This window comes from bacterium (assembly GCA_036524115.1).
GTDB lineage: Bacteria > JAUVQV01 > JAUVQV01 > JAUVQV01 > DATDCY01 > DATDCY01.
In genome coordinates this window covers 1-2,426 of record DATDCY010000086.1, presented here as the reverse complement: position 1 = coordinate 2,426, position 2,426 = coordinate 1, and the positions used below count along the sequence as shown (strand labels likewise).

Below are 2,426 nucleotides of genomic sequence, written 5' to 3'. Positions count from 1 at the left end.
TACTCGGCTGGGCTGCCCTCCTACGCGCTGGAGCTCTCGCGGAACGACGTCCGGCACTTCAACGCCTGGTTCAACGACACGGCGGACAACGGCCTCAACGCGCCGGCAACCTCCGACAAGCGCAAGGTCGATCTGCTCGTGCGCGGCCGCCGCCGCAGCGCCGTCATGGAACTGGTCGCCGGCCGGCAGACGGGGCCGGAGACGTCGTCAAAGCGGACCTTCACGCTGGAACTGCTGGATGCGGACGGCGAGCCGGAGCGCAAGCTGCTGCTGCGCCCGGTCGAGGGCGCGCCCTACCTGCTCGACGCGCTGGCCGCGAAGCTCGCCCGTGACTGCGGGCTGCCGCCGGCGGCGCCGGAGATCGTCGCCGTCAGCACCAACGGCTCGTTCGACGGCCTGTACCTCGCCGCGGACCTCTCGGGCGACAAGGGGTCCTTCTGGCGCGGCGAAGCCGAGCAGTGGCGCGAGCTGATCACGCGGCTGCCGTTCTTCCGCGACCAGGCCCTCGCCGAGTTCGACCGGATCGCCGGCCGGCTCAAGGCGCCCCTGTGCAGCGATCGGAAGAGTCCGCTCACCAGCCGGGAGATCGTGCACGAGATCCGGCGCCAGCGCCGGCTCCTCGAGGATGCGGCGCTCGACCGCACCCCGCGGTCCGACGAGGCGGTCGTTGCCCGGGTGGGCGACTTCGTCCGGGAGGAGATCTTCCTCGGCGACAACCCGCACGCCTCGCTCATCGTCGGGGACCTGAAGCTCCCGCCGGCCACGGTCAACGGCGCGACGCTCTCGTTCGCGAGTCTCACGCCGGAGGTGCTGTCGGCCGCCGGGCACGTGACGCCGCAGGCGGGGAGGTCGGTCACGGCGGGCCTGCGCGTGAGCGTCGCGCGCGGAGGCGCGACCCGGACCAGGGACCTCTCGTTCGGCGTGCCCGCGCGGCGCCTGCCGGTGCTGCGCGTCGAGTCGGAGGGCGACCCGCGGCGCGCCGCCGCGATCCCCTGCGTGGCCGAGCTCATCGAGGCGGACGGCCGCCGCGACGGCCTGCAGCCGGGGAAGTTCCGCCTGCGCGGCAACAGCGTGCTCGTCAAGAACGCCGGCAGGAAGGTCTACTACCGGGTCGAGTTCGACCGCCCGCAGGAGGTCCCCGGCATCGGCCGCACGCGGCTGCTGCTGCTGACCTCCGCGTGGCGGGACGTGGCGCTGATGCGCGACCGGCTCGTCTACGACCTCTTCCGCAGCTTCTCCGAGCCGGGGAAGCCGCGCTTCGCCCCGCACATCCGCTACGTCGAGCTGGTGGTCAACGGCGACTACAAGGGGATCTACAACCTGACCGACCGGGTGGACGGCGATCTGCTCGGCTTCCCGAAGAAGGCCGCCGGCCCCGACCGGCCCGTGCTCTACAAGGCCAAGGGCGGCTCGGCGAGCTTCACGCAGATCCAGCGCGACGCCTATGTCCAGAAGGTCCCCGACTGGCGAGGCGGCGAGTTCTGGGGTCCCTACGACCGCCTCGTGAGGTTCGTCGGCAACTCGACGCCGGCGGCCTTCCGCGAGGGAATCGAGGCGCTGGTCGACGTCGACGAGATCATGGATTTCGAGATCCTCCTGCTGCTGCGCGCCGACATGGAGGGGCGCAACTACAACCTGTACCTCGCCCGCCAGGGCGGCCCCGGCGCGCGGTTCTTCATCGTCCCGTGGGACGCCGACATGTCCTTCTACGGCACGGAGCTGGCGTCGAACGCGCTCGTCCACCGCCTGCACGCCGACCTGCCGGGCTACAGCCGCCGGGTCCTCGAGCGCTGGCGGACGCTGCGGCGGGAGCGGCTCTCCGAGCAGGAGCTGATGCGGCGGATCGGCGGGCTGGAGACCGAGCTCGCCGAGGCGGTGGGCCGCAACTACCGGCGCTGGCCGCTGGCCGAGGGGTGGACGTGGGAGCGGGACGTGGACACCCTGAAGAAGTACCTGCGCACGCGGCTGGCCCTGCTCGGCCGGACGTTCGAGGAGGCGGCCGCCGCCGACGCAACGGCGGGCCGGAAGACGCGATGACGCCGCGCGCCAAGGCCCGCCTGCTGCTCCTGCTGCTCGCGCTGGGCCTCGGGTACCGCCTCTTCGCCGCCTACCCGCTGCAGCTCGAGCGCTTCGCGCCCGCCTCGTCGGCGCTGCAGGCGATGCACATCCTGCACGGCGAGCGGCCGATCTTCTACTCGGGGCAGGCCTGGATGGGGCCGGCGGGGGCTTACATCATCGCCGCCATGTTCAAGCTCTTCGGGGCCTCCACGCTGACGCTCGGCGCCTTCTCCTGGCTCGTGAGCGCGCTGTTCCTCGTGGGCACCGTCCTGCTGGCGCGCCGGCTCTTCGGCGTCGACAACGCCCTCGTGGCCGCGGCGCTGTTCGCCGTCCCCGTCGACTACCTGATGAACCTCTCCGGCCAGCCG

2 protein-coding genes are annotated in these 2,426 nt (G+C 72.3%); both read left to right on the top strand.

What is annotated here, in order from left to right; translation table 11 throughout:
* Window positions 1–2,037, top strand: a 2,037-nt coding sequence (locus VI078_04030; protein ID HEY5998454.1) for a CotH kinase family protein, incomplete at its 5' end; no start/stop codon positions are given.
* The coding region (locus tag VI078_04025) for a glycosyltransferase family 39 protein (protein ID HEY5998453.1) at window positions 2,034–2,426 on the top strand (393 nt) is incomplete at its 3' end. The genes VI078_04030 and VI078_04025, both read left to right, overlap by 4 nt.